This is a genomic window from Natrinema soli (genome assembly GCF_028618695.1).
The window spans coordinates 1-765 of sequence record NZ_JAQIVI010000839.1 but is presented as its reverse complement, the minus strand read 5'-3'; the positions used below and the strand labels follow the sequence as shown (position 1 = coordinate 765).

Genomic DNA, 765 nt, shown 5'->3' with positions numbered 1-765 from the left:
CGGCGGCGCGGCCGCGGAGTTCGATCCCGCGACGGCCGACACGCGAGCGGAACGCGTCGTCGACCGGCTGGGCGAGCGATACTGGCAGAAAACGTACGGCGGACAGGACGCGTTCACCTGCCTCGTCCGGACGATTCTGAGTCAGAACACCAGCGACAAGGCGAGTCAGCCGGCCCACGACGCGTTGCTCGAGCGCTATGACGGGGGCGAAATCGACCTCGCCGAATCGCTCGCGAGCGCCGAGCAGTCGATTCTCGCCGAAACGATCAGCGGTGCGGGGTTGTACAACCAGAAGTCCGAAACGCTCATCGACACCGCGGCGTGGGTCGTGGAGACGTTCGGCTCCGCGGCCGAATTCGATGCGTTCGTCAAGGACGAGGACCCCGAAACGGTGCGCGAGACGCTGCTCGAGGTCCGCGGCGTCGGCCCGAAAACCGCCGACTGCGTGCTGCTCTTCGCGGGCGGTCGCGGCGGCGTTTTTCCCGTCGACACGCACGTCCACCGGATCTATCGTCGCATGGGGATCGCCCCGCCGGACGCGGACCACGAGGGGGTTCGGGCCGTCCTCGAGCGCGACGTACCCGCGGCGAAGTGCGGGTTCGGTCACACGGCGACGATCCAGTTCGGTCGCGAGTACTGCACCGCGCGGAAGCCGGCCTGTCTCGAGGATCCCGACGCCTGTCCGATGGCCGATATCTGCGATCAGGTGGGAGTCTACCCCGCGACGGGCGAGGTCGTCGACCCGGCGGACGCACCCGAGTGAGC

At 68.5% G+C, this 765-nt stretch carries 1 protein-coding gene; it reads left to right on the top strand.

All coding sequences use genetic code 11. From position 1 onward, the window contains the following. On the top strand, positions 1–763 hold a 763-nt coding region (locus tag PGX04_RS33830; protein WP_273742474.1), incomplete at its 5' end, for an endonuclease III domain-containing protein. Between the last annotated feature and the right edge of the window lie 2 nt (positions 764–765).